Raw genomic sequence first — 20,929 nt, 5'->3', positions numbered from 1 at the left:
GATACAGTCTGACGTCATTAAAACAGGACCACGCATTATGCGTAGCCCGGGAATTTATTCCCCGACGGATTCGCTTTCCGCCAGTGGATTACGGCTGATAAACATCGCATCGCCGTAGCTGAAGAAACGGTACTGCTCGGCCACCGCCTGATGATAGGCGTTCATGGTGTTTTTATAGCCGGCAAACGCCGAGACCAGCATGATCAGGGTGGATTCTGGCAGGTGGAAGTTGGTGACCAGCGCATCGATCACCTGATAGTGATATCCCGGATAGATAAAGATGCTGGTATCGCCGAAGAAGGGCGCGATCAGCGCATCCTGGCAGGCATTGGCCGCGCTTTCCAGCGAACGCACCGACGTGGTGCCCACGGCAACCACCCTTTTGCCCCGCGCCTTACAGGCTAATACCGCATCCACCACATCCTGCGGCACTTCGGCGTATTCCGCATGCATCACATGCTCTTCAATGGTTTCTACCCGCACCGGCTGGAAGGTGCCAGCGCCAACGTGCAAGGTGACAAACGCCATCTCAATGCCCTTGGCGCGCAGCGCAGCCAACAGCGGCTCATCAAAATGCAGGCCAGCAGTCGGGGCCGCTACGGCACCTGGCTTTTCGCTGTAGACGGTCTGATACAGCTCGCGGTCGGCGTCTTCATCAGGGCGATCGATATACGGCGGCAGCGGCATATGGCCCACCGCGTTGAGGATGGTGAACACGTCACGATCGTCGTTAAAGCGCAGTTCGAACAGCGTGTCATGGCGCGCGACCATGGTGGCGGCAATGCTTTCGTCATCGCCCAGCAGCAGTTCGGTACCCGGCTTGGGGGATTTAGAGGCACGCACATGGGCCAGCACCCGATGATCGTCCAACACCCGCTCGACCAGCACTTCTATCTTGCCGCCGCTGACCTTGCGGCCAAACAGGCGCGCCGGGATCACACGGGTATTGTTGAACACCAGCAGATCGCCCGCTTCCAGGTTATCCAGCAGATCGGTGAACACGCCGTGCGTCAGGCCTCCGCTTGGCCCGTCCAGCTGCAGCAAACGGCAACCGCTACGCTCAGGCTGTGGATAGCGGGCAATCAAAGACTCGGGGAGCTCAAAAGAAAAATCGGCGACGCGCATGGGTATTCACTTCTTCAGCTAGCTAATTGGGAAAAAACAGGCGGTACAGTCTAAAGCCGCGGGCGACAAGCAGCAAGGAATAAGGAGGAATTGCATGACTTGGGTTATAGTTGGCAGATGAATTTTCTCGCTCATCTCCATTTGGCCCAGCTTGCGGAAAGCTCGCTGCTTGGCAACCTGCTCGCCGATTTCGTGCGCGGCAACCCCGCAGGTGATTACGATCCGGCGGTCGTGGCTGGCATCATGATGCATCGGCGCGTCGATGTTCTGACCGATATCCAGCCGGAAGTCAAAGCCTGCCGTGACTTTTTCAGCCCGCAATTCCGCCGTGTCGCCCCCATTACGCTCGACGTGGTCTGGGATCACTTTCTGGCTCGCCACTGGCAACAGCTTGAGCCAACCTGCAGCTTACGTACCTTCACCCAACAAGCTCGCAGCGTGATTGTGCCGCACCTGCCGCAAACGCCGCAGCGTTTCCAGAATCTGAACAGCTATCTTTGGCCCGAACGCTGGCTGGAACGTTACGCCGAGCTGCCGTTTATCAGCGATGTATTGGCTGGCATGGCTAGCCGCCGCCCACGGCTGGCCGCATTGGCTGGCTCCTTTGCCGACGTGGAACGCCAGTATCATCAGCTTGAAACACAGTTCTGGCAGTTTTATCCTCGTATGATGGAACAGGCCAGAAACAAGTCATTGTGATCGCCGGATAAAAAACCCTATTACTCATCCAGTTAACGGAATGTGGCTTTTTGTCCTTGCCCTTTTGTACGAAAAGGTTATTTTGAAAGACTGCTGAATTTATTCTCTCGGTTTGATAGGTGGAAGCTATCTCATTGATTGGTCTTTCACCCTTCCCTCACCGAGTGGTGGCCCTTATACTGGCCCCTGCTTTTACATCAACCCATTGAACTACTATTACAGGAGTAATTATGGTCCTGGTAACTCGTCAAGCCCCTGACTTCACCGCTGCAGCCGTTTTAGGCAATGGCGAAATCGTAGAAAACTTCAACCTGAAGAAGCACCTGAACGGCAAACCAGCCGTACTGTTCTTCTGGCCGATGGACTTCACCTTCGTATGTCCTTCTGAGCTGATCGCTTTCGATCACCGCTATGAAGAGTTCCAGAAGCGCGGCGTTGAAGTTGTAGGCGTTTCCTTCGACTCAGAATTCGTCCATAACGCATGGCGTAAAACCCCTGTCGACAAAGGCGGCATCGGTGAAGTGAAATACGCAATGGTTGCTGACGTTAAGCGCGAAATTCAGAAAGCTTACGGCATCGAACACCCAGAAGCGGGCGTTGCCCTGCGTGGTTCTTTCCTGATCGACAAGAACGGCGTTGTTCGTTCCCAGATCGTGAACGACCTGCCAATCGGCCGTAACATCGACGAAATGATCCGTACCGTTGACGCGCTGCAATTCCACGAAGAGCACGGCGAAGTGTGCCCAGCTCAGTGGGAAAAAGGCAAAGCAGGTATGGGCGCATCTCCAGACGGCGTAGCTAAATACCTGTCTGAGAACGCTTCCAAGCTGTAATTTCAGCCTGTAAGTGTCAGAACCGGTCAGCCCTGCTGGCCGGTTTTTTTTATGCCCAAAATCGGTGCAACCGCCCCCCTCCTGTGCAATATTCCCCTGTTTCGCTTCACATTTTTCACTCTGCCGACCGCCGCATCGCCTATTCGTAGCTACTCTTCATAGGTTGGCCTGCGCTTTGCAGCACCTGCGGGACAAATAATAAAACAGGGATCAACACAGGAGTCGTTATGTTTTTACAAAAATGGAGTCAACCGCTGACCTTGGCAGCCTTGCTGGTCAGCAGCCAACTGTATGCCGCATCAACCCCGGCGGTGGAAGCGCAAAATGGCATGGTGGTCACCTCGCAGCATCTGGCCTCTCAGGTCGGCGTCGATATTCTCAAGATGGGGGGCAACGCGGTGGATGCGGCGGTCGCGGTCGGCTATGCCCAGGCGGTGGTTAACCCCTGCTGTGGCAATATCGGCGGCGGCGGTTTCATGACCCTGCACCTGGCCGATGGCACCGATACCTTTATCAACTTTCGTGAAACCGCTCCGGCGGCGGCCAGTGCCGATATGTATCTGGATGCGCAAGGCAAGGTGAAAAAAGACGCCAGCCTGTACGGTTATCTGGCCGCTGGCGTGCCGGGAACGGTGCTGGGGATGGAGACCGCACGTAAAAAGTACGGCAAGCTGAGCCGTGAACAGGTGATGGAACCGGCTATCAGGCTGGCCCGTGAGGGCTTTATCCTGACGCGGGCCGATACCGATATTCTCGACACCACCGTCGCACGCTTCAAGCAAGACCCGGAGTCGGCCAAAATCTTCCTGCGTAAAGACGGTTCTGCGCTACAACCGGGCGATCGCCTGGTGCAAACCGACTTGGCTAACACGCTGGAAGCCATCGCCAAAGAAGGCCCCTCCGCATTCTATCAGGGCAAAATCCCGCAGGCGGTTGAAGCCGCCGCCAAACAGGGGGGAGGCATCCTCACCGCCGCCGACTTCGCCAACTACCAAGTGACCGAGGCTACGCCGATCACCTGTAGCTATCGCGGTTATAAATTCGTTTCTGCGCCACCACCTAGCTCCGGCGGCGTCACGCTGTGCGAGATCCTCAATATCGTTGAGGGCTACGATCTGAAAAGCATGGGCTTTAACTCGGCTGCGACGATCCATACCATGACCGAGGCAATGCGCCATGCCTATATGGACCGCAATACCTATCTCGGCGACCCCGAGTTTATCAAGAATCCGATCGATAGACTGGTGAGCAAAAGCTACGCCGATGAGATCCGCAAGAAAATCGTCGCCAATCAGGCTACGCCTTCTGTCAATGTACAACCGGGGATGGAGCCGCACGAAAAGCCGGAAACCACCCACTATTCGATTGTCGATCATGAAGGGAATGCGGTGTCGACCACCTATACCGTCAACGGCCGTTTTGGTGCCGTGGTGATCGCACCGGGTACCGGTTTCTTCCTTAACGATGAAATGGATGACTTTACCGTCAAGGTTGGCGAGAAAAACCTCTATGGTTTAGTGCAGGGAACGGCCAACGCCATCGCCCCCGGTAAGCGCCCACTATCCTCCATGAGCCCTACGCTGGTTACCAAAGACAACAAAATCTTTATGGTACTCGGCTCGCCAGGCGGTTCACGCATCATTACCATCACGCTGCAGACCGCGCTGAACGTGATCGATCATGGCATGGCGCCGCAGGAAGCGGTGGATGCGCCAAGGATCCATCATCAATGGTTGCCGGATGAAGTCTATTACGAGCAGCGCGGTGTCTCTGCCGATACGCTAAAAATCCTCAAAGAGATGGGCTACAAGATGGTTGAGCAAACCCCTTGGGGCGCTGCGGAGCTGATTCTGGTGGGATTACCGGGTGCAGCGGGGGTCAGCCCGGCCAACTCGGGTAACGACTCTGCCGTTTCTGGACGCGTACGTGAGGGCTACCTGTACGGAGCCAACGACGTACGCCGCCCGGCAGGATCTGCAGTGGGGTACTGACGGATCGGGTTTACCCGCCAATTGGCGGGTAAACCTTTAGCCAACTTTAACCACGTAGCCGCCACACGCTGGCCGACTCGGCCGCTAGCTGCAACCGCAGGCCACCTTCCTGTGCAATAAGTTCACCTTCCCCTTCAGCAAGCTGCCATTTCCCCTCTCGCAACAGCGGGCTATAAGGCAGTTCGACTTCTCCGCTATCACTTCGCTGCAACGCCACCAGCACCTGCTCCCGCTGGTAAGTACGCACAAACGCCAGCGTCTCCCCCTGCGCATACAGCACCTGGCAGCCGCCACGGCGTAACGCCTTGCTCTGCTTACGCAGTGCCGTCAGGCGGCTGAACAAGGCCAACAGCGGCCGATCCCATTGGCTTTCGTCCCAAGGGAACGTCTTGCGGCAGAAGGGATCGTTGCCGCCATCCAGACCAATTTCATCACCGTAATACAGACAAGGCACGCCAATCCACGCCAGCAGCCACACCGCCGCCATCTGCATCCGGCGCGGATTGTTATCCAGCAAGGTCAAGAAACGCGCCGTGTCATGGCTATCCAACTGATTGAACTGGATCAGTTGGCGGTTATGGGGCAATCCGGCCCGGTAACCGTCCATCCAGTGCGCACAGTCTGCCGCATCCAGCAGTACCGGATGATAAGCCACGTCGACACCGGCCAGAAACGCCCTAACCGGCAAGGCAAAGCCCATATAGTTCATGGCAGCGTCTTCAACTCCGGCATGCAGCCAGCGGCGCGCGTCGCCAAAATGTTCGCCCAGCACATAGGCATCCGGGTTCTCTTGCTTGATTGCCTGATACATTCCGGCCAGGTGATGGAGGTTTCCCGCTGCACCGCCGTTTTCCCCCAGCATATGCACCACGTCCAAGCGCCAGCCGTCGATGCTGTACGGTGGGCGTAACCAATGGCGTACCACGCTGTTGTCCGCCCGATAAATAGTATCGACCACCTGCGGTTCGGCAAAGTTGAGCTTGGGCAGATTGGTATTACCCTTCCAGCTCAGCACGTTACCGTCCGGATAGAAGTTGAACCAGCTACGATACGGGGAATCGGGATGATGGCATGCACCACCCTCTGCCTGTTGATAACGATCGAACCACGGATGGGAATCTCCGGTATGGTTGAATACGCCGTCCAGCACCAGTTTCATTCCCACCTTGTGAGTGCTTACTCGCAAACGCAGCAAGGCGTCGTTACCGCCGAAGTAGGGATCGACCTGATAGTAATCTTCGGTATCGTACTTATGGACGCTGGGTGAGGTGAATATCGGGTTCAGATACAGGGCGGTGACGCCAAGCCGCTGCAAGTAGGGCAGCTTCTCGCTGATGCCGTCCAGATCGCCACCGTAAAAGGTCGAGGCAGCATGCTCATCTGCCAACGGGTGTTGCCAGTCACGACGTATCACGTCACTTCCGGCAGCATGATGGTGATAACTGCCATTCTGGATACCATGCTCCCCACCGCTGCTGGCAAAGCGATCGGGGAAGATCTGATAAAACACCTGATCGGCTACCCAACCTGGGCTGCTATCCGGCTCATCCACTGCAAACTGAGCCAGTTGCCCCGGCGGGGTCAGCGACCAGCCCTGCGGGCCAAACCACTGCTGACGATCGGCCCATAGCAGTTTAAAACAGTAGCGCCGTACCGGCTCCCCTTCGTGCAGCGTCAGGCTGGCCTGATAGCGCCAGAGCCCGTCTACCGCCTTCGGCTTCATGATCAACAGCCACTCTTCATTGTCCGGCTCGACGCGTAGAAAGACCTGTTCGGGCAACTCGTCACTTTGTAACCACAAAGCGATCTCCAGACGCTGCCCCTTATTCACCACGAAAGGTGGAACCGGCTGATGCCAGGCATTTAGCATGAATTTTCTCCTGATGTAGCAAACCCAATCGACGACGAATGCAATGCCACGCACCATGCCACGTTGAGCACCGTTCTCCCTCATCTTTGAGTGATAAACTCGGGGATGAGCCGAGGGGTGGAGATGCTGATTTACAATGTAAAAATGGGTAAACAGACACATATCATGCCCGATAACCTTTAGGCTAACGGGTTTTAGATTTATTGGATGTTTTTTAAGTACTTTGGAGGGAGCTAGCATGCAACAACAAATAAGGCACTGGTTGGAAAGTATTGGGCTGGAATTCACCGACATGATGTCACTGGCGATGGTGCTTGGGCTGATTGCATTGATTTCCGTGGTGATCCATCTGGTACTGCACCGCGTGGTACTGACCGCTATCCAGCGCCGCGGCCAGCATTCACAGCATCTCTGGCAGCAGGCCATCACCCAGCATAAACTCTTCCAGCGCGCCGCCCTGCTGCTGCAAGGGGTGATCATCAACGTGCAGGCGGTACTGTGGCTGCATAATGGCAGCCAGACTCAGGCAATTATCGTTACTGCGGCGCAGGTATGGATCCTGTTATTTTCCCTGCTGACGTTGTTCTCACTACTCGACACGCTGTTGGCTCTGATGCGCCAAAGCCAGCTTGCCAATCAGCTCCCGCTGCGTGGCATCTTCCAGGGCGTGAAACTGGTCGCCGCGATCTTTATTGGCATCATGATCATCTCACTGCTGATGGGCCGCTCACCGCTGCTGTTACTCAGCGGTTTGGGAGCCATGACGGCCGTCTTGATGTTGGTGTTTAAAGATCCCATTCTCGGCCTGGTCGCCGGGATCCAGCTTTCCGCCAACGATATGTTGAAAATCGGCGATTGGCTGGAGATGCCTAAATACGGTGCCGATGGCGCGGTGACCGACATCGGCTTGACCACGGTCAAGGTCAGAAACTGGGACAACACCGTCACCACCATTCCCACCTACGCACTGATCTCTGATTCGTTCAAGAACTGGCGTTCAATGTCTGAATCCGGTGGCCGCCGCATCAAGCGCAGCATCAATATCGACACCACCAGCGTCCACTTCCTGACGTCAGAGGAGCAGGAACGCCTCAACCGTAACCCCCTGTTGCAACGCTATCTGAACGATAAAACCCAGGAGCTGGGTAAGTACAATCAACAGAGCGAGGTAGATCTCAGTTCGCCGCTCAACGGCCGCCGCCTGACTAATGTCGGTACTTTGCGTGCCTATTTGGTGGCTTATTTACGTTCGCACCCGGGGATCCACCAGAATATGACGCTGATGGTGCGCCAATTGGCCCCAACGCCGGAAGGGTTACCGCTGGAGATTTACGCCTTTACCAACACCACTGTGTGGGCAGAGTACGAAGGAATTCAATCGGATATCTTCGATCATCTGCTGGCGGTGATCGGCGAATTCGATCTGCGCATCCATCAGACACCAAGCAGCAACGACATGCGCAGCATGCTGGCAAACCTGCAGCCCGCGCCCAACAATCCCTAACGTAGCCTGACGAAATTATTTCTGTTGGTAATTATCTTCAACCGATTGCCAACAGATATCTCCCCTGACTTTCTTTCTGCCGCCGAATGGCTATTAATACTCACACGCCATTTTACCGTTCGGAGCAGGCATCTTGTTAACATCGTCAAAACACCGTCTGATCACCCTATTGGCCACGCTGATGTTTGCTGGCTACCTGCACAGCGCCACGCTGGACGAAAGCCAGATGAGCCGCACATTGCAACCGGCGCTCAGTGCCTTGAGCAGCAATATGATGGATATTCGTGAAGTGCTGGCGCGCTGCTCTGGAGAAGGGAAGGAAGAACGGTTATGCGAAAGCAATCTGGTGATGGAGGCCAGGGCCACCGGAGGGGACGATCCCGAGGAACACAGTTAAAAAAACACCGGTTCAAGGCCGGTGTCCGCTTGCTGACAAAGTCGCAATATAAGGGCGCAGCATGCTGCGCCCCCTAAATGAGTCTCGTTCAGTCCTGCTGCGTCAGCACGACCTGCTTTTTCTGGCGGTTCACCTTGATGTAGTAGCCCAGCAGCAGCACCGCGACCCATACCAGCCCGGCATACAGGGAAATACGCGTCGTTGGGAAGTAACCGATCAGGCCGATGATAAACACCAGGAAGATGATGGCAACCACCGAGGTGAATACCCCACCGCGCAGTGGAAACGCCAGCTTGCTAACCTGATCCTTGCTCAAGCTGCGGCGGAAAGCGATCTGCGAGAACAGGATCATGATCCACACCCACACGGTGGCAAAGGTCGCCAGTGAGGCAATCACCAGGAACACGCTTTCCGGCATGATGTAGTTGAGATACACGGCGATCAGCATGGCCGCCATCATCACCACTACAGTCACCCACGGAATACCGCGTTTGGAGATTTTGCTGAATACCTGCGGGGCATGCCCCTGCTCCGCCAACCCATGCATCATACGGCCAACGCCGAATACATCGCTGTTAATCGCCGACAATGAAGCGGTGATCACTACGAAGTTAAGAATACCAGCCGCAATGGTGATCCCCATATGCTGGAAGGTCAGCACAAACGGGCTACCGTTGGTCCCCACCTGGTTCCACGGATAGATGGACATGATGACGAACAGCGTCCCGACGTAGAACACCAGGATACGCCAAGGCACCGAGTTGATGGCTTTAGGGATCGACACTTTAGGATCTTTGGCTTCACCGGCGGTAATGCCAATGATTTCAATCCCACCGTAGGCGAACATCACCAGCTGTAGCGACAGGATCATGCCAATAAAGCCGTTACTGAAGAAGCCGCCGTTGACCCACAGGTTATGTATCCCGGTCGGTTGCCCTCCGTTGCCGATGCCCCAGAAGATGATGCCGATACCGGCGACGATCATGATGATAATGGTCGCCACCTTGAAGAACGAGAACCAAAACTCCAGCTCACCGAACACCTTCACGCTCATCAGGTTGATGGCACCGATGATCAGCACCACGCTCAACACCCAGATCCAATGCGGCACTTCCGGGAACCAGACGCCCATGTAGATGCCGAAGGCCGTCACGTCGGCAATGGCAACGATCAAGATCTCAAAGCAATAGGTCCAACCGGTAATGTAACCCGCCATTGGGCCGAGATAATCCTGGGCATAGCGCGAGAACGAGCTGGCCTGCGGATTATTCACCGACATTTCGCCCAGTGCGCGCATGATGATAAAGGCAATGATACCGCCGATCAGGTAAGCCAGCAGGACGCTGGGGCCAGCCATTCTGATGGCCTCTGCGGAGCCGTAAAACAGACCGGTACCAATGGCCGAACCCAGGGCCATAAAACGAATGTGGCGCGTGCTGAGGCCACGCTTGAGCTTATTGGCTGGAGCTGCGGTGGGTGACTGTTGTTGCATGAAAATGACCCGTCTTTATTTAAACGTAAAAAAGCCACGGACAAGTCCGTGGCCTAAAATTCAGACCGTAGGTTTAAGGGTGAGCAGTCACTTGGCTGCGTGCAAAAACCCGATCATAAATCGCGACCAGTACCAGCATCAGCAGCGAAGGTGGCAACCATGCCAGCCCCTGCGCCGCCAGCGGCAGGTGATTGGTCCATTCTGGCATCAAATGCTGGAAGTTGGACGCTTTCACCGCATCAAGGATACCAAACAACAGGCTGACTAACATCACCGGCGCAACAATACGTGATGCACTGGTCCACCAACGCAGGGTGAAACTCAGCAGCACCAGCACGATGCAAGGTGGATAGATCGCGGTCAGCACCGGGATCGAAATCTGGATCAGGTGGCTCAGGCCGAGGTTGGAAACCACCATCGAGAACAGGCCGAGAATGAATACCAGCGTCTTGTATGAGAACGGCAGGTATTGCTCAAAGAACTCCGCACAGGCACAGGTCAGGCCCACCGCGGTCACCATACAGGCAATGAAGATCAGCGCCGCCAGGAAGAAGCTGCCCAGGCCGCCGAAGGTATTTTGCACGTAGGCATGCAGCACTACCGCACCATTGGTGGCATCTGGCGTCAGCACGCCGCTGCCGGAGCCCAGTTTGAACAGGCTCAGGTAGACCAGCGTCAGGCCCACACCGGCGATCAAACCGGCCAGGATGGTATAACGGGTCAGCAGACCAGCGTCCTTCACCCCACGAGAACGTGCGGCGTTAACGATAACGATACCGAACACCATGGCGCCCAGCGTATCCATCGTCAGATAGCCGTTAACAAAACCGGAAGAGAACGGCACGGTTTGGTAGGCATCCACCGCCGGGATCGGCGTCCCAGCAGGCCACAACACTGCGGCAATACCCAGCACGGCCAATGCCACAATCTTCAGCGGAGCCAGAATATGGCCCACGGTGTCAAGCAAGCGGCCCGGATAGAGCGAGATGCCAATCACCAGTGCGAAATAGACCAGGCTGTAGATAAACAGCGGCATGGCACCGTCACCGGTCAACGGCGCAATACCCACTTCAAAGGAAACGGTCGCGGTGCGCGGGGTGGCAAACAGCGGGCCAACGGCCAGATAGCACACCGTTGCCAGCAGCAAGCCAGCGCTACGGCCAATCGGTGAGCTTAATGCATCAACGCCGCCGCCAACGCGAGCCAAGGCAATCACGGTGAGAACCGGTAGACCGACGGCGGTGATCAGGAAACCAATTGCCGCAGTCCAGACGTGTTCGCCAGACTGCAAACCCACCATCGGCGGGAAGATGATGTTCCCGGCTCCGACGAATAAGGCAAAGGTCATAAAACCCAAAGCCAGAATATCTTTTGACGCTAAACGATGACTCATAATCTGTTGTGCTGCCTGTTGAAATAAAAAATTGCCGATAAGCATGGTGGCAAAAGTGCCCCACTTCGGTTCGGTTGCCGGCCTGCTCTCTCATCGTAATACTCATGGGCAACAGACAGCGCGCAATAGCGGCGTCTGACCTTGATAAAGGCGAATACGCATGATGACGAGCAGATTTTTAGACGTTTTTTCCCGTGCTGAATTCCAGGCCGCAATCACCGCGGAATGCTGAGGAAAATGGAGGTTTAGTCCGGCAATAGGGGGATAGTTAAACGTTTATAGTGCCAAAAGGCAATACGCAGGACAGAAAGCAGAGTGATCGTCCAGATAATATTGCTCATCCAGTCGAACATAGGGGTTATCAATAAATATGCACTACATGATTTGTATTATTTTTGAGCACATCACTCACGAAATGTGAAACAAATGGTTACATAGTGCGTGAAAACACCAATAACCAGACACTAAACGCGTGTCATGTGCTCATTTTACTGGCGTTTACCAGACCGACGCTGCGATATTGACCACGCTACGCAGCTTATCCCACTGCTGCTGCTCACTCAGGCTGTTGCCCTCTTCGGTAGAGGCAAAGCCACACTGCGTGCTCAAGCATAGCTGTTTGATATCGACGAACTGCGTTGCTTCCTTGATACGTTGTTGCACCACCGCCGGATCTTCCAGCTCACCGGTCTTGGTGGTGATCAACCCTAGTACCACCTGCTGTTTGCCCGGCCTGATAAAACGCAGTGGCTCAAAACCGCCAGATCGTTCGTTATCATATTCCAGGAAGAAGGCATCAATATTGACCTGGCCAAACAGGATTTCCGCTACTGGCTCGTAACCGCCTTCCGAGATCCAGGTGGAACGGAAGTTACCACGACAAACGTGCAGACCAATGGTCAAATCATCCGGTTTTCCGGCAATGGCTTTATTCAGCACCTCTGCGTAGGTTCGGGCCAATTGCTCAGGATCTTCACCCCGCTCACGGATCTGGCGCTTCTGATCGTCGGAGCACAGATAGGCCCAGACAGTATCGTCAAGCTGCAGGTAGCGGCAGCCAGCGTCGTAAAAGGCTTTGATCGCATCGCGGTAGGTTTGTGCCAGATCGTCAAAGTAGCTATCCAGATTCGGGTAAACCAGAGGGTCGATCGCCTTACGGCTACCGCGGAAATGCAACACGCTCGGGCTCGGGATGGTCATCTTCGGTACAGCATCGCCGGCTACGCTTTTCAGAAAACGGAAATCCTCCAGCATCGGATGGTTGCTAAAACCCAGTTTGCCGGTCACCTTGATGCTGCGGGCTTTGGTTTGCACGCCGTTAAACTGAATGCCCTGCTCCACGTCGTAGCCTTCTACACCATCAAGCCCTTCAAGGAAGTCGAAGTGCCACCAGGCGCGACGGAACTCGCCATCTGTCACGACCTGTAAGCCGATCTCTTGCTGTTTGCCAACAATATGGCGGATTTGCTCGTTTTCTACTGCGCGCAACTGAGCCGCATCGATCTCACCATTCTGGAACTGCTGACGGGCCGTTTTCAACGCCGCAGGGCGCAACAGGCTACCGACAACGTCGGCGTGAAAGGCATGGCTGGCTTTGGACATGTTCTGCTCCGATGATGCACTGAGGGCTTACCGCCGTCAGTTCCAATCATTGACAAGTTGAATTATTACGCCGGGTTACAAATGGACATCCAGACGTCTACACTGCTTGGGTGCATCCTTTCATGTCACCGGTCAGCCGGCAATGGAGAAATTTTCATTGGTGTTGAATTAATTTCAAGTTGGCCGGACTACTCCAACCCCAATAGAGCGCGGGTTTTGCGCAGCGTATCTGGCGGCAACGGCAGATAGCCGTCGTGATTTACCAGATCCTGTCCCTGCGCAGACAGTACACGGTCGAGGAATGCCGCCGTCAGGGGCTCCAGCGGCTGGTTGGGAGCTTTGTTGATGTAGATATACAGATAGCGCGCCAACGGATAGCTACCGTTACGCACGTTGGTTTCGCTAGGTTCAATATAACGGTCACCCGTTTCTGCCAGGGGCAACAGCCGCACCCCGCTGGCACGAAAACCAATGCTGGCATAGCCAATGCCGTTTAACGATCCGGCCACCGCCTGCACCACCGAGGCCGACCCCGGCAGTTCATTCACCCGCGCCATAAAATCACCACCGCATAACGCACGCAGCTTGAAATACCCATAGGTACCCGAGGCGGAGTTGCGGCCAAAACGTTGCAAGGCACGCTGCTGCCAACCGCCCTGCAGCCCCAGCTCTCCCCAGCGGTTAATCGGCGTGTTTTCCCCGCAGCGGCGGGTAGCGGAAAAGATTTGATCCAGCTGTTGCAGATTCAACCCACGTAACGGATTGTCCTGATGCACCAGCACCACCAGCGCATCAACCGCGACCGGCACCGCCAGCGGAGCATAGCCATAGCGGTGCTCAAATGCCGACACCTCCGCCGCCTTCATTGGCCTGCTCATTGGCCCAAGCTGCGCCGCTCCTGCCGCCAATGCGGTGGGTGCCGTCGAGGAACCGGCAGCCTGCAGTTGCAGGTTCACGTTGGGATAGTGTCGGCTGAAATCCTGCCCCCATAGCGCCATCAGGTTGGCAAGGGTATCGGAGCCCACGCTGGACAGGTTGCCGGAAAGCATGCCATCCGGAGCAGCCACGGCCCCGCGGCCAACCAACAACAGTAGGCAAAGCAGCAAAGCTTGGGTAAATCGATTCATGGCGGGCGACCTGTTAATTTTTCACCGCATTCTCTGCTAAAGCCGCGGGAACAATCAACCGGTTAGGCAAGGTAAAGATAAAACGGGTGCCGATGCCTGGCTCGCTGAGGATCTCCAGCCGTGAATCATGATGGCTGAGCGCATGCTTCACGATCGCCAACCCGAGCCCACTGCCGCCGGTCTGGCGCGAACGTGCTTTATCCACGCGATAGAAACGCTCGGTCAGGCGTGGGATATGCTCGGCACCGATGCCCGGCCCGTTATCGCTGACCTGGAACTGAGCCCCGTGCGGCGTCTGCTGCCAGCTCACTTCGATGTTGGTACCCGCCGGAGTATGGTTGACAGCGTTGTACACCAGATTGGAAACCGCGCTGCGCAGCTGATCCTCATTACCGAACACCTGCAGATTTTCATTCACCCGGAAATTGATCTGGTGATTACCACTGCTGAGCGACTGCGCCTCACGCTGCAATACCCGCAGCATTAACGGAATATCAACCTTCTCGTTCATATCCACGTTTGGCGCGGCCTCTATCCTGGAAAGCGTGAGCAACTGCTTTACCAACCCATCCATGCGTTTGGTCTGCTCTTGCATGGTGCCCAAGGCTTTGCCACGCAGCGAACCATCCAGCTCTTCATCGCTCATCATCTCCAGATAGCCTTGCAGCACCGTTAGCGGCGTACGCAGCTCATGACTGACGTTGGCAAAGAAGTTGCGTCTGGCCCCCTCCAGTTGACGCATCTGGGTCACATCACGGGCCACCATCAGCAATTGGCCTTCGGAGTACGGCATGATACGGAATTCGACAAAGTGCTCGTTATTCAGCTGTAGCGTCAGCGGCCGGGTAAATTCTTGCTGTTGCAGATAATGGCTGAATTCCGGATAGCGCAGCAGGTTGAGAATGTGTTGGCCGTTATCTTCCGGCCAGCGAAAGCCCAGCAGATGCTGTGCCAGGCCGTTACACCAGAAGATATTACCCTCAACGGTGGTCATCACCACCGCATCCGGTAAGGATTCGGCCCCACTACGGAAGCGTTTGATCAACAACGCAAGCTCACGGCGCCGACGGCGATTACGCTGCTGCATCTGGTACAGACCATAGAACAGCGGCTCCCAGCTCCAGCGGCCCGGCGGCGGCGTCATGCTGCGGTCCACCCACAGCCAGTGGGAAAGTTTGAGTTGGTTATAGAAGTTCCAGGCCAGCGCAGCCAGCACCGAAACCAACAGCAGCCAGGGCAGATAACCGAAAATCAGCCCCAGCAATAAGGCGGGCAGGCAAAAAAGGGCCAGCTCCAGCGCCAGCCTCTTCCACGATAAACGTTCTAGCACGGTAACCTCTCCAGCGCTGTGCGATCAGTAGCGCGTTGAGAACCGATAACCGGTGCCGCGAACGGTTTGAACCATCTTGTCATGACCACTGGTCTCCAGCGCCTTACGCAGCCGGCGGATATGCACATCAACGGTGCGGTCTTCCACATAAACGTTAGTGCCCCAGACGTGATTAAGCAACTGTTCGCGGCTATAAACACGCTCCGGATGAGTCATAAAGAAGTGCAGCAGCTTGAACTCGGTCGGCCCCATCTCCAGCGCCTGCTCATTGGCCATCACCCGGTGTGAGGAAGGATCCAGGCTTAGCCCCTGCATTTCAATCACTTCTTCTACTGCCATTGGTGAAATACGGCGCATTACCGCCTTGATACGTGCCACCAGCTCCTTGGGGGAGAAAGGTTTGGTGATGTAATCATCCGCCCCAACTTCCAGGCCACGTACCCGATCTTCTTCTTCACCGCGCGCGGTCAGCATCATTACCGGGATATCCCGGGTCATCGCCTCACGCTTCATATGCTTGATAAACTGAATGCCGGAACCTCCCGGTAACATCCAGTCCAGTAACACCAAATCAGGGAACGGCTCAGACAGGCGCGTGACGGCACTGTCATAATCCTCGGCTTCCAACGGTTGGTAACCATTCTGTTCCAACACAAAGCACACCATCTCACGGATCGGCGCTTCGTCTTCCACCACCAGTATGCGTCTTGCCATCGTCAATCCTGCCAATGTGTTAGCGATCTCAGTTGATTGCGGTCGCCATTATGCGTCAGTTTTGTGACACTTTTATGAAAAAATAGCCCGTTCGAACGCAGTAAGCATAGCGATTATTTCTGACGGCAAACAAAAATCATTCGGCTCTCTACTTGATTGAGCCACGACAGGAGAGATCCCCCCCTTTATAATCGTCGCCATTATGTTGTCGCCCTGGGAGTTTTATGCGCCTGATCCATACCTCCGACTGGCATTTGGGCCAGTACTTTTTCACCAAAAGCCGCGCCGCCGAGCATCAGGCCTTTTTAGGTTGGCTGATCGAACAGGTGGAACAGCAGCGGGTGGACGCGCTGATCGTCGCAGGCGATTTGTTCGATACCGGCTCTCCGCCAAGCTACGCACGCGAGCTGTACAACCGCTTTGTGGTGGAGCTGCAACGCACCGGCTGCCAGCTGGTGGTGCTGGGCGGCAACCACGACTCCGTAGCCACGCTGAATGAATCGCGTGAGCTGCTTTCCTGCCTGAACACCACCGTGATTGCCAACGCGCAAAGCGAGCTTGAGCAGCAAATTGTGGTGCTCAACCAGCTTGATGGCCAACCTGGTGCGGTGCTCTGCGCCATTCCGTTCCTGCGCCCACGAGATCTGCTCACCAGCCGCGCCGGTGAGTCTGGCAACCAAAAGCAGCAGGCCCTGCAAGAAGCCATCGCCGAACATTACCAAACCCTGTATCAGGCAGCTTGTGCGCGCCGCGATGCGTTGGGTTTGCCACTGCCGATCGTCGCCACTGGCCATTTAACCACCGTGGGCGTCACCACCTCGGATTCGGTGCGGGATATCTATATCGGCACGCTGGACGCTTTCCCGGCTCAAGCGTTCCCTCCTGCCGATTACATTGCGTTGGGGCATATCCATCGTGCGCAGAACGTCGCCAAATCCGAGCATATCCGTTACAGCGGCTCGCCAATCCCACTGAGCTTTGACGAGTTAGGCAAAGCCAAAAGCGTGTTTATGGTCGATTTTGCCGACGGAGCATTGCAACAGATCACGCCACTGGAGATCCCCACCTTCCAGCCCATGCAGCTGATCAAAGGTGATTTGCAGCAAATCGAGGCCCAATTACAGCAGTTTGCCGATTATCAGGGCGAACTTCCGGTTTGGCTGGATATCGAAGTGGCCACCCAGGATTACCTCAGCGATATTCAGCGCCGCATCCAACAGTTGGCGGAAGATTTACCGGTTGAAGTGGTGCTGCTGCGACGCAGTAAAGAGCAACGTAGCCAGACCATTGCTCAGCAGGATAAAGAAACCTTGAATGAATTAAGCGTGGGCGAAGTCTTCGAGCGCCGGTTGGCGTTGGAAGCCGAGATGGCCGAACCGCGCCAACAACAGATGCGGCAGATGTTCCAGCAGGTGGTAGAAACCTTGCATCACCATGAGGAGCCATCAGCATGAAGATCCTGAGCCTAAGGCTGAAAAACCTGAACTCGCTACAGGGCGAGTGGAAAATCGACTTCACGGCGGAACCCTTCGCCAGCAACGGCCTGTTTGCCATTACCGGCCCCACCGGAGCGGGTAAAACCACCCTGCTGGACGCCATCTGCCTGGCCCTCTATCACCAGACACCACGCCTGGAAGTCAGTGCCAGCCAGAATGAATTGATGACCCGCCACACCGCCGAATCGCTGGCCGAAGTGGAGTTTGAGGTCAAAGGCATCGGCTATCGCGCCTTCTGGAGCCAACGCCGGGCGAAAAACGATCCGGACGGCAACCTGCAGGCTCCCAAGGTGGAGCTGGCACTGCGGGCAGACGGCAAAATCCTGGCGGATAAAATTTCCGATAAAAAAGAGCTGATTGCCGCGATCACCGGGCTGGATTTTGGCCGCTTCACCAAATCGATGATGCTGTCACAGGGCCAGTTCGCCGCCTTCCTGAACGCCAAGGCCAACGAACGTGCCGAACTGTTGGAAGAACTGACCGGCACCGAGATTTATGGACGGCTATCGGCACAGGTATTCGAACAGCACAAACAGGCGAAAAGCGCTCTGGACGCTTTGCACCACCGTGCCAGTGGGATTGAACTGCTTAATGATGAGCAGCGCCAGGCGTTGGAAAACCAGCTCAACGAGCTCGGCGCTGAAGAGCAACTTCTCAGCCAACAATCACAGCGGCAACAACATCAGTTGAGCTGGCTGCAACGCTGGCACGCCATCCAGCAACAGACTCAGGATTATCAGCAACAGCTGTCTGGCGTGCAGCAGGAGTATCAACTGGCCGAACCGCAGTTGCAGCAATTAGCTCGCAGTGAGCCCGCCGAGAAACTGCGCCCGTTGCTCAATGAGCGTAATCGTTGTCAGCAGGATCGTTTGGCGTTACAGCAACAGATCGAACAGTTGGCTCAGCAGCAAGAGCGTCAATTGGCCGAACTGACCCCGTTACAACAGCAGTTGGAGCAGGCGCAAAAGGCCAGACAGGCCCAGGCGGAACATCAGCAACAGCAGCAGACGCTGATGGATGACAAGGTGTTGCCGCTCGATCATCAGATTGCTCAGTTACAAAACCAACTGGCAGAAGCGCATAAACAGCATGCAGAGAGCCAGCGGCAGAGCGATGAGCTGCGGCGCACGCTGGAACAACTCACCGAAAGACGCGGCCAACTGGCTACCCTGGCGGGTCAATATCAGACCAGACAGCTTGAACTCACGGCAGCGCTGGATAGCCAACTCCAGCAGCAAGCCACGTTAGAGGCGCAATCCCCACTGGAGAAACTGCGTCACCGCCAGGCCGAACTGAGTGGCTTGCGCCCGGCTCGCCAGCAGTTGTCGAAACTGACCTTACTATTCCAGCAGAACCAGCAGAGCCTTGAGCAACAGCGGCTCGAATTCACTTCGCGCCAAAAACAGCTGACCGAAGTAGAAACCCAGCTCGATGCGGTACGCCAGCAGTATAAACAGCAAAAAGCGCACCTGACAGACGTTGAGAAGACACTCGAACTGGAAAAACGCATCGTCAGTCTGGAAGCCGAACGGGCGCGTCTGCAAACCGATGCCCCCTGCCCGCTGTGCGGCTCCACGCACCATCCGGCGATCGAGCAATATCAGGCTGTCAAACCGTCAGAAACGGAGCAGCGCGTCGCTCAATTGCGCGCCCAAACCGAAGAGCTGCACACTAAAGGAACAGAGCTGCGTGCACGCAGTGAAAGCCTGAAAGAGCAACAGCAACGCCTGCAAACGCAGTTGAACCAGGAACTCGAGCAGCAGGAAAGCTATCTGCAAAACTGGCAAACCCTCAGCGCGCCCTTGGCCTTCGACTTTACGCTGCAAGACAGCGCCCGGTTACCCGCCTGGCTGGAGGCTTGCGATAGTGAGGAACAGGCCGGTCAGCAACTGCTGTTGCAACACGAACGGCTCGCCAAGGCCGTGCAGCTTGCGAAGGATGCCCTGAATGCCCTGCAAAACGAACAGCAGAGTTCGCAACAGGAAGCGGCACGGTTGAATGAGCGCTTTGAGCTGCTGCAGAAAAACCAGCAGGAAACTCAACGCCAATTGGCGCAGTGGCAACAGCAGTGCCTGACGAATGAAACTCAGCTGCTGGCACAGCGTAACGAACGCATCGCGCTGTTTGGTGAGCGAACGGTGGCTGAAGCCCGTGAGCAGTTACGCACGGCACAAATCGCCGCAGAGCACGCCTTGCAGCAGGCCACGGAGCAATTGCACAAAGCGCAGGAGCAGCGCGATCGCCTGGCTGGCCAGTGGGTCGGTTTGCAGCAACAGCAACAACAGCAAGCCGAACGGGGGCAACAGGCCGAGCAGCAATGGCTGCAGGCCTTGGCCAGCAGCACCTTCGATGATGAGGCCGCATTCAACGCCGCGCTGCTGGATGACGACGTACGCCAGCGCTTACAGCAGCACAAAGAGCAGTTGCAGGAGCGTCAGGTGCGGGCCACAACGCTGTTGGCGCAGGCCGTACAAGCTCTGGAACAGCACCGTCTGGAACGCCCTGCGGATCTGGATGAAAACCAGGTCAATATTGAGCAACTCACCACCGCGCTCAGCGAACTGGCAGAGCGGCTGAAAACATTACAGCTGCGCCAGGGCGAGGTACGTAACCAACTGAGCAGCGATGCCGAGCGCCGCCTGAATCAACAGTCCCTGTTCGAACAGATCGCCCAAAGCCAGCAGCAGTACGACGACTGGAGCCTGCTCAACCAGCTTATCGGTTCCAAAGAGGGCGACAAGTTCCGCAAGTTCGCTCAGGGCCTGACCCTGGATCATCTGGTGTACCTGGCCAACAACCAGCTTGGCCGCCTGCACGGGCGCTATCTGTTGCAGCGCAAAACCAGTGATGCGCTGGAGCTACAGGTAGTAGATACCTGGCAGGCAGATGCTCTGCGCGATACCCGAACCCTTTCCGGTGGTGAAAGCTTCCTGGTGAGTCTGGCGCTAGCGCTGGCCTTGTCCGATCTGGTCAGCCACAAGACCAGCATCGATTCGCTGTTCCTGGATGAGGGCTTCGGCACGCTGGATGCCGAGACGCTGGATACCGCGCTAGACGCCTTGGACAGCCTTAACGCGACTGGCAAAACCATCGGCGTGATCAGCCACGTTGAGGCAATGAAGGAGCGCATCCCGGTGCAGATTAAGGTGAAAAAGGTCAATGGCCTGGGGGTCAGCCGACTGGACGCGCAGTTTCGCATCGAATGACTGCTACTGAGGTTTACGTCAAGAGGTAACTACGGCCAGAAGTGTGATCGTGGCGACAGTACAGGCTGAAAAGCATTGAGCCCGCGCCGACAACGGTTATCATGATAATGATTACAGGATTGTCACTGTGCATACAGGCAAAACCTGACC

The 20,929-nt window shown here is 55.9% G+C and carries 15 protein-coding genes; 7 read left to right on the top strand and 8 right to left on the bottom strand.

The genetic code is table 11. The features are described from left to right. Positions 1-54: 54 nt before the first annotated feature. A complete protein-coding gene (gene queA, locus KGP16_RS05980) occupies positions 55-1,125 on the bottom strand; it encodes a tRNA preQ1(34) S-adenosylmethionine ribosyltransferase-isomerase QueA (RefSeq protein WP_021805506.1) in 1,071 nt (356 codons plus the stop codon). A 117-nt stretch (positions 1,126-1,242) separates the two neighbouring features. Between queA and KGP16_RS05975 the strand changes: the two genes are divergently transcribed. The 3 genes from KGP16_RS05975 (at position 1,243) to ggt (ending at position 4,648) form a co-directional block, all read left to right on the top strand. Then, positions 1,243-1,824 (top strand): ACP phosphodiesterase, encoded by a 582-nt coding sequence (locus KGP16_RS05975; RefSeq protein ID WP_037375264.1) that lies wholly within the window; start codon positions 1,243-1,245, stop codon positions 1,822-1,824. 230 nt (positions 1,825-2,054) lie between these two features. Next, complete coding sequence (locus KGP16_RS05970; protein WP_037375265.1) at positions 2,055-2,657, top strand: peroxiredoxin C; 603 nt, start codon at positions 2,055-2,057, stop codon at positions 2,655-2,657. A gap of 227 nt (positions 2,658-2,884) precedes the next feature. Next, on the top strand, positions 2,885-4,648 hold the full coding sequence (gene ggt, locus KGP16_RS05965; protein ID WP_094981209.1) for a gamma-glutamyltransferase: 1,764 nt from the start codon (positions 2,885-2,887) through the stop codon (positions 4,646-4,648). 46 nt (positions 4,649-4,694) lie between these two features. On the opposite strand, the gene malZ is transcribed toward ggt, so the two are convergent. Further along, the gene (malZ, locus tag KGP16_RS05960) at positions 4,695-6,518 is read right to left on the bottom strand and encodes a maltodextrin glucosidase (protein WP_223500964.1); all 1,824 of its coding nucleotides are present in this window, start codon (positions 6,516-6,518) and stop codon (positions 4,695-4,697) included. Positions 6,519-6,756: 238 nt separating this feature from the next. On the opposite strand from malZ, the gene KGP16_RS05955 reads away from it, so the two are divergent. Together KGP16_RS05955 and KGP16_RS05950 are read left to right on the top strand one after the other, a co-directional pair. Next, positions 6,757-8,022: a mechanosensitive ion channel family protein gene (locus tag KGP16_RS05955; protein ID WP_059199997.1), complete on the top strand. Its 1,266-nt coding sequence runs from the start codon at positions 6,757-6,759 to the stop codon at positions 8,020-8,022. A gap of 133 nt (positions 8,023-8,155) precedes the next feature. Next, a complete protein-coding gene (locus KGP16_RS05950; protein WP_059199996.1) occupies positions 8,156-8,419 on the top strand; it encodes a hypothetical protein in 264 nt (87 codons plus the stop codon). An 88-nt stretch (positions 8,420-8,507) separates the two neighbouring features. Here the strand turns inward: KGP16_RS05950 and proY are convergent, their stop codons facing one another. The 6 genes from proY to phoB form a co-directional block, all read right to left on the bottom strand. Then, complete coding sequence (gene proY / locus KGP16_RS05945; RefSeq protein ID WP_021805512.1) at positions 8,508-9,911, bottom strand: proline-specific permease ProY; 1,404 nt, start codon at positions 9,909-9,911, stop codon at positions 8,508-8,510. A gap of 73 nt (positions 9,912-9,984) precedes the next feature. Next, positions 9,985-11,304, bottom strand: a complete 1,320-nt coding sequence (gene brnQ, locus KGP16_RS05940; protein ID WP_037375329.1) for a branched-chain amino acid transport system II carrier protein — start codon at positions 11,302-11,304, stop codon at positions 9,985-9,987. 498 nt (positions 11,305-11,802) lie between these two features. Further along, the gene (locus KGP16_RS05935; RefSeq protein WP_223500962.1) at positions 11,803-12,906 is read right to left on the bottom strand and encodes a cobalamin-independent methionine synthase II family protein; all 1,104 of its coding nucleotides are present in this window, start codon (positions 12,904-12,906) and stop codon (positions 11,803-11,805) included. Positions 12,907-13,094: 188 nt separating this feature from the next. Beyond that, entirely contained in the window at positions 13,095-14,033 is a 939-nt protein-coding gene (locus KGP16_RS05930) for a PstS family phosphate ABC transporter substrate-binding protein (protein WP_094983241.1), read from the bottom strand. 13 nt (positions 14,034-14,046) lie between these two features. Further along, the gene (gene phoR / locus KGP16_RS05925) at positions 14,047-15,363 is read right to left on the bottom strand and encodes a phosphate regulon sensor histidine kinase PhoR (RefSeq protein WP_115158601.1); all 1,317 of its coding nucleotides are present in this window, start codon (positions 15,361-15,363) and stop codon (positions 14,047-14,049) included. A 24-nt stretch (positions 15,364-15,387) separates the two neighbouring features. Next, complete coding sequence (gene phoB, locus KGP16_RS05920; RefSeq protein ID WP_021180214.1) at positions 15,388-16,077, bottom strand: phosphate response regulator transcription factor PhoB; 690 nt, start codon at positions 16,075-16,077, stop codon at positions 15,388-15,390. Positions 16,078-16,301: 224 nt separating this feature from the next. Here phoB and sbcD point away from each other — a divergent pair, with 224 nt between their 5' ends. Both sbcD and sbcC read left to right on the top strand, forming a co-directional pair. Continuing rightward, positions 16,302-17,531 (top strand): exonuclease subunit SbcD, encoded by a 1,230-nt coding sequence (sbcD, locus tag KGP16_RS05915; protein ID WP_223500960.1) that lies wholly within the window; start codon positions 16,302-16,304, stop codon positions 17,529-17,531. After that, a complete protein-coding gene (sbcC, locus tag KGP16_RS05910; RefSeq protein WP_223500959.1) occupies positions 17,528-20,779 on the top strand; it encodes an exonuclease subunit SbcC in 3,252 nt (1,083 codons plus the stop codon). The genes sbcD and sbcC overlap by 4 nt, the downstream gene beginning before the upstream one ends. Positions 20,780-20,929: the final 150 nt, after the last annotated feature.

The organism is Serratia sp. JSRIV006 (assembly GCF_019968685.1).
GTDB lineage: Bacteria > Pseudomonadota > Gammaproteobacteria > Enterobacterales > Enterobacteriaceae > Chania > Chania fonticola_B.
This window is presented reverse-complemented; position numbering and strand designations above follow the sequence as displayed.

What these genes read in the sequence shown, in the direction of transcription:
- sbcD (WP_223500960.1), top strand. Translation starts at nt 16,302, where the DNA reads ATGCGCCTGATCCATACCTCCGACTGGCATTTGGGCCAGTACTTTTTC.
- KGP16_RS05975 (WP_037375264.1), top strand. Translation starts at nt 1,243, where the DNA reads ATGAATTTTCTCGCTCATCTCCATTTGGCCCAGCTTGCGGAAAGCTCG.
- proY (WP_021805512.1), bottom strand. Translation starts at nt 9,911, where the DNA reads ATGCAACAACAGTCACCCACCGCAGCTCCAGCCAATAAGCTCAAGCGT.
- KGP16_RS05955 (WP_059199997.1), top strand. Translation starts at nt 6,757, where the DNA reads ATGCAACAACAAATAAGGCACTGGTTGGAAAGTATTGGGCTGGAATTC.
- phoB (WP_021180214.1), bottom strand. Translation starts at nt 16,077, where the DNA reads ATGGCAAGACGCATACTGGTGGTGGAAGACGAAGCGCCGATCCGTGAG.
- sbcC (WP_223500959.1), top strand. Translation starts at nt 17,528, where the DNA reads ATGAAGATCCTGAGCCTAAGGCTGAAAAACCTGAACTCGCTACAGGGC.
- KGP16_RS05970 (WP_037375265.1), top strand. Translation starts at nt 2,055, where the DNA reads ATGGTCCTGGTAACTCGTCAAGCCCCTGACTTCACCGCTGCAGCCGTT.
- ggt (WP_094981209.1), top strand. Translation starts at nt 2,885, where the DNA reads ATGTTTTTACAAAAATGGAGTCAACCGCTGACCTTGGCAGCCTTGCTG.
- malZ (WP_223500964.1), bottom strand. Translation starts at nt 6,518, where the DNA reads ATGCTAAATGCCTGGCATCAGCCGGTTCCACCTTTCGTGGTGAATAAG.
- queA (WP_021805506.1), bottom strand. Translation starts at nt 1,125, where the DNA reads ATGCGCGTCGCCGATTTTTCTTTTGAGCTCCCCGAGTCTTTGATTGCC.
- KGP16_RS05930 (WP_094983241.1), bottom strand. Translation starts at nt 14,033, where the DNA reads ATGAATCGATTTACCCAAGCTTTGCTGCTTTGCCTACTGTTGTTGGTT.
- brnQ (WP_037375329.1), bottom strand. Translation starts at nt 11,304, where the DNA reads ATGAGTCATCGTTTAGCGTCAAAAGATATTCTGGCTTTGGGTTTTATG.
- KGP16_RS05935 (WP_223500962.1), bottom strand. Translation starts at nt 12,906, where the DNA reads ATGTCCAAAGCCAGCCATGCCTTTCACGCCGACGTTGTCGGTAGCCTG.